We start from the raw sequence: 5,949 nt of genomic DNA, 5'->3' as shown, positions 1-5,949 counted from the left end.
GACAGCAGTGGGCACGGAGAGAACTATCCGATTGATTTTTATGATGTGGAGTATGATGCTGACACAGGAGTTATTTCTTTTTCTGATCTTTCTCCGAAAGAGCAGGCAGAGATGATCGTGCAAAAAGCAGAGTTTCCAAGAAATATTTTTTCAGAAGAAGAAAAGGCATTTGTAAATGAATATGCGGAAACTTTCCCCGGACAGGTGGAAAGACTGAATGACCTGGTATGGGATATGAGAGAATCTTACGATGAAGCTGGTTCAAAGCTGGTGTATGAAGTGATTCAGGCAGCAAGGGCAAACTTCCCAGCCAAGGAACCAGAGATTGCAGAAGAAACAGCCATGCAGTATGCTCACCGTCTGATTGAAACGGCAGAAGCTGCCAATACGGGAAACTTCACAGATTCCCAGAGAAATCTTATTGTGAATTTTGCATATAAGATGGATGACAAAGACGAAGTACTTGGACTGGTGAACCGTATGATGACCGCAATCCGCAGAACGGAAAGTGAATATACGAGAAACCTTATGAATGAAACACAGGCACAGATTGACAATTTCCCAGATGGCATGATCGGTTTTACGGAAATGCACGAGGCAGGAATCCAGTTAGACCATATGCTACCGCTTACGAAAGACCGGGCATATGAATTATACCGTGGAGGGGCAGAAATTTACATCTTATATGGAAATCTAGAGAATCCACAACGGGTAGAACAGGTGCTTGTGGAGACGGAAAATGAGATTTTTGGATATGACGGTATCTTTGGAATCACAGAAACAGAATGGGAAGTCCAGAAAGAAAGAGAAGTCTCTGCCACAAAACAGGAAGCACTGGAACGGCAGAGTGCAGAAAAGATTGATGAGACACTTCTTCTGCATGGAGAAAGCAGAAGGTTTGCCATTTATCAGATGGATAGTGGAGATGAGCATACCTATCAGTTTATGGGAATGGAATCTGCAAAGAACCTGGGCTATACCATTGATGGAAAGGATTACCGGATGGTTTATGCAGCACCGTGGATGCCAACAATCACGTTAGACAATATATTTGAACGATTTAACATTGATCGACCGGAAGATTTCCGTGGTCATTCCTTATCGGTAAGTGATGTGATCGTGATAAACAGGGGTGCAGAGATCACAGCCTATTATGTAGATTCTTTTGGATTTCAGAAACTTCCGGAGTTTGTCCAGCAGAGAATGAACATGCTGGAACATAATTCCGTCAGGGCATATCCGCCAGTTTATAAAGAAACATTGGAACAGGCAATGGGAGAACGGGATGTAGATGCCTATCTGGATTCCAGAAAGTTAAACCTGGACTGCAAGAAAGCAATCGAGGATGTTATCCGGGAGAATTTTGACGGACTGCACTTAAAGCAGGGTGCGGCAAAAGAAGTCGTGGAACGCTTTGGGGAAGAACGTATGAATTTTGTTATGGCAAACACCATCCGTGAACTTTCTCATGATGGAAGATTTTCCAGACAGAACAAAGACTGGGCGGAGCATATCGAAATCCCGGAAAATATCAGCCGGGGCAGAAATCTGAACCTGGATTATGTGATTGAAAGCCACCCGGCAGTTTTAGATGGGTTTATCGACATGGCAAGAGCTGAGATCCGGATGCAGAGGATAGAACAGGCGATAGGAGAAAACGAAGTGACGATCACAGCAGAGACAAGAGGATATGAAGCAGAAGGACATAACGGGACATGGCATACGGTTGATAAAAAGGAATATGCTGGGGAAAAGTTTTTCTTAATGGAACATGATGAATTTGACTCCGATGTGGCTGGCATTATCGTAGCAGAAAATGGACAGCTTGTAGCGGATGACCTATGGAATGGATTTGATGAAGGAGCGTTAGAAGCTGTATCAGAATATCTGCAGGAAAATGGAACAACACTTTATGATTTGACGGAATTCCCGAAAGATTCTGTTGTAACCCTGCGGAGTGGACAGGCACTTACAATCGAAGAAATACAGGCAGTACAGAAAGACATATGGGAAGAAACGATGGCAGGAAAAAATGAATCGGGAACAGATGTCCGGTTTAATTTTCAGGCAGTCAGTGAGGTGCAGCTGCCGGAAGGCATAAAGTTAAAAATGCCAGAGATTCATTACATTGATAATTTTTATGTGATGGAAGATGTAAATGCAGAGGGTGTAGTAAAAGTAAATCGGTATGAATCACTGGATGAAGCGATGCAGGAATATTTACGTCTGCCAAATCATCAGAAAAAAGTGCTTGGTATCCAGAATACGGAAACGATGCAGGAAAGCATGGATTTTATCCGATGTGAAAACGGGATAGATCGGCTGACCCATGCGTATGAACAGATCGGAGGGTGGCTGAATCCAGAAATATATGAAGCGGTAAATAAAATGGAAAACATGCTGGACTGGAATGAGGTACAGATTGCATATCAGATTGGAAAACAATACTTTACAATCCAGACCGCAGAAGATGGCTATGACTATACATTTTACAATGAAGATTATCAGGAGGATGATGGAGGAATCTATGACAATCCGACAATCTATGTGGATGAAGCTGCCAGTGATATTTTAGAAGATAAAGGGTACTCACTGGAAGATGCAAAAGTAGTGGATTATGAAGAACTGATGGCAGATGTGGAAGAAGTTCAGGAAGAACAGATGCAGCGGATACAATTAGAAAAGAACTGCCCGGCAAGTATTTTTGAAGGATTTCGCAGAGAAGAAGCACTGCAAACCTATGAGGGAATCGCAATGCAGTTTACCAGGAGTAAAGGGTATCTGACCATACAGGCAACAGAAGAAGGATATTCTTTTATTTTTTATGACTTTGACCTGCATGAAATCCAGAGTGGTGATTATGATAATCCCGACGCATTTATCCAGGAAGCCGCTTATGAAATTCTTAAAAGTGAGAGAATGGATGACATGGAATGTGTCAAAGTGGATTATAAAGAATTTGAGAAAATGACGATCCAGCATTCTAAAGATTTATTGCAGGAGGGGGAACTTCGTGTGACTTCTGAGATTGGAAGAAATGAACTGGCATTAAATAGCCTGAGCAGGGCAGAAGTAGAAAGAGGGGTTCTGTATCATGCACAGGCAGTATTAGAAGATATGGGAATGGAACAGGAGGTAGAGCTGCTTGCTGCAAGAGTGTATGGTTCCAGAAGCAGACAAGACCTTTACCGGGAAGATTCTGACCTTGATATAGCTCTTTCCTATAAAGGTGATATTCGAGAAGATAGCTTTTTCAATGCCTTAAATGAATCTGGTATAGCGATGGCAGGAATCCAGGTGGACATTAACCCGATAGCAGAGGAGCGAATCACTCTGGCAGAGTATATAAAAGAATCTGAAAAATATCTTGACCAGCAGGAGATTAAAAAGCTCGCTGCGGATCTGGATAATTTTAGTTATGACGTTGATACCTATGAGTATAACGATACGATTGAAAATAGAGAAGAACAGGTGGAAAAACTCACGGAGGATATTTTGAATAAGAAAACAGAAGCTATCAAGGACTGGCTGCTTGAGGTATCCGAGGAATCCGATATAGACAGCGATGTGATAACTGCCCGTTCTTTACTTTCCCGTCTGGAAGATACAGAGCGACTTTCTATCTTTGACAAACAGCCAGAACAGGAACAGCCAGAAGCTACGATCAGTTTTTATGTCGCAGAGTGCATGGAGTTTCCGGTCATGGGAGAGTACCATAATAACCTCACTTTAGAAGAAGCCATTAAAATATATGAGAGTATCCCAGCAGAGAGACTGCATGGGATTAAAGGAATCGGATTTGATCTGCAAGATGGTGATGAAGATTATTCCGGGGAATATGAGTTGATGAGTGCAGACCGGATACGGCGTGATCTGATAGATATGATTCCTCACTATAAAGAAAGCCCTCTGGTGCAGAAAGCAATCAGCAGACATGGAAAAGTATCTGGATGAAAAGCATGGAAGGGTGGAGGAAACGGAACATGAGGCAGAAACAGCAATAGGAAGTGAACAGAAACCTTCTGCGGTTGCGGCAGACAGAAGGGCAGAGCAGGAACCGGCATCTGTAAGTCAGAGCCAGCCACAAAAGGAGGAACCTGCAAGCAGAGCAAAAGGTGAAGTGAAGAAGTCTGTGCTGCAGTCTTTAAAAGATTTTCAGGCAAGGGCAAAAGCACAGGAGCAGAATAAGACAACGGAAAAATCCAAGACACATAAGAAGGGAGAGGTGGAATTATGATGGATCTGGCAATGAACTTTGATGCGGATGAATGTTTAGTAACCGCAATGTTTGATAAAGGAAACAGAAATGACACGATGGAGGCAATCGACCATATCATTCCTTTTCTGAAAGGCGATGCAGATATGATCGGGCTTGTCTGCAATACCATAAGAAAACTGTTCTGTATGAGTGATGAAGGTTATGAAGCTTTTCTTATGGATCTGGAAGAATATAAAATGGAACTGGGAGAGGAGGACGAAGAATGAGTACAAGTCAGTGTGCAGTATATCAGGTAAAAGATACCCCAGAGTACCGGGATGTCCGTTTCCGTTCTTACGAGAAACTGAAAAGCGAAGGAAAAACAGTCCAAGTAGAAAACTATCAGCAGGTGTACATTGGAAGAATCCAGCCGGGAAACTCCGGCTGACATTAAAACACGCTTGCAGAAGCAGCGACCGAAAAACTTCAAAGGTCATTCCATCGGTTGCAGTGATGTGATCGTCATTACCGATGATGGAAAAACCACAGCTTACTATGTCAATAAAGATGGTTTTATCATCATTCCGGAAATTCCTCGCAATCTATAAAGTTCCTCCGATACCAGACTTTCCATTGATACGACTGGCTATGAAATCGAAGGAAAGAAAGGGACATGGCTTGCACAGGATTATATCCTGATGAATGAAAAGAAATGGTTTCTGATGGAACATGAGGAGTATGGGACAAGAGGTATTAAATTACACGTATTCACAAAATAACTATAAAAAAGAAGTAACAAAGCAGATGGACACATGGTTAGATGCCGTTAGAAATTTAAGAAATTATTGTGCCCATCATTCTATGGTGGTTGGTATGACTTCCTCTGTGGTAATTCCAGATAATAGGGATAGTGCAGATGTGCTTCCGGATAATACAAATCTTTATTCACGATTATATGCAGTGAAGAAAAAATGTTACCACAAAAAGATGCTGATATGTTGGCAAGGGAACTGGGAAAACTTATTTCAAAAACAAAAATTGATATATATAAGATGAATGTGTTACCAGCAAATTGGAAAGAATTATATGATAAAATACTGTTTTTATAGGAATAGTAAATTTGTTTGAGAATATAATAAGAATGACCGTAGGAAGGCATGGGTAATGCCTGAATCCAAATATTCCATTGGCGGGTAGGCAGCTAAGAAGATTAGCTGCCTATTTCATTATAAAATGAAATTTTTATCGGTTGTTTGTGTGCTGACTTTGTTATATATAATAATCTGACTTCCGTGTCAGCGGAAATATGCGTCTGGTTTCTTTGACGTTTTGTGGCAATATAGTAGGATCAGTTATTTTTATACTACTCGGCATAGTTGATGATTTCTGAGAGATATTTCCCGCGGTGTTCCAGTTTCATAACGCTCTGTTTGGCAGATTTTCCGGCTTCATTTTTTACAGTAATTTGATGTTTCGGTTAGGAGAGAGAAGCAACTTCATTATAGATTTGTGCAGCAATCCTCGTATGTGGAAGCTGACTTGATACAAAAATCTGATGTCTCTCTCTTCTAAGCTGTTTTTTCCAAGTAGAGTCATTTCGATTAGACTGCTATTCTTTGGGGCCAATGTGGTAAGTTTCCTGATAACTACATTGACAATCAGTGCTATAAAATTGTGATACATTTAGCATCGTTTGCCCTAACTCACAATTCATGTCTTGCTATTGTTCGGTTATCCGAGTATAATCATGC

At 41.3% G+C, this 5,949-nt stretch carries 5 protein-coding genes and 1 pseudogene; all 6 read left to right on the top strand.

Annotated elements, in window-relative coordinates:
- Nucleotides 1-4,237: pseudogene (locus R1Y93_RS11320) on the top strand (DUF3849 domain-containing protein); the annotation flags it as partial.
- Nucleotides 4,234-4,485, top strand: a complete 252-nt coding sequence (locus R1Y93_RS11315) for a transposon-transfer assisting family protein (RefSeq protein ID WP_500822877.1) — start codon at nt 4,234-4,236, stop codon at nt 4,483-4,485. The pseudogene R1Y93_RS11320 and the gene R1Y93_RS11315, both read left to right, overlap by 4 nt.
- Complete coding sequence (locus tag R1Y93_RS11310) at nt 4,482-4,646, top strand: YodL domain-containing protein (protein WP_500822876.1); 165 nt, start codon at nt 4,482-4,484, stop codon at nt 4,644-4,646. Before R1Y93_RS11315 ends, R1Y93_RS11310 begins: the two co-directional genes overlap by 4 nt.
- Entirely contained in the window at nt 4,615-4,806 is a 192-nt protein-coding gene (locus R1Y93_RS11305; protein ID WP_500822875.1) for a YodL domain-containing protein, read from the top strand. Before R1Y93_RS11310 ends, R1Y93_RS11305 begins: the two co-directional genes overlap by 32 nt.
- A 24-nt stretch (nt 4,807-4,830) precedes the next feature.
- A complete protein-coding gene (locus R1Y93_RS11300; protein ID WP_500822878.1) occupies nt 4,831-4,977 on the top strand; it encodes a hypothetical protein in 147 nt (48 codons plus the stop codon).
- Nucleotides 4,937-5,254, top strand: coding sequence for an Abi family protein (locus R1Y93_RS11295; RefSeq protein ID WP_500822874.1), 318 nt, complete (start codon nt 4,937-4,939; stop codon nt 5,252-5,254). Before R1Y93_RS11300 ends, R1Y93_RS11295 begins: the two co-directional genes overlap by 41 nt.
- Nucleotides 5,255-5,949: the final 695 nt, after the last annotated feature.

This window comes from Blautia sp. HA3515 (genome assembly GCF_059933065.1).
This window is presented reverse-complemented; position numbering and strand designations above follow the sequence as displayed.

Bases quoted from the DNA above. Each gene is read 5' to 3' on its own strand.
- R1Y93_RS11315 (WP_500822877.1), top strand. From the start codon at position 4,234: ATGATGGATCTGGCAATGAACTTTGATGCGGATGAATGTTTAGTAACC.
- R1Y93_RS11310 (WP_500822876.1), top strand. From the start codon at position 4,482: ATGAGTACAAGTCAGTGTGCAGTATATCAGGTAAAAGATACCCCAGAG.
- R1Y93_RS11295 (WP_500822874.1), top strand. From the start codon at position 4,937: ATGGGACAAGAGGTATTAAATTACACGTATTCACAAAATAACTATAAA.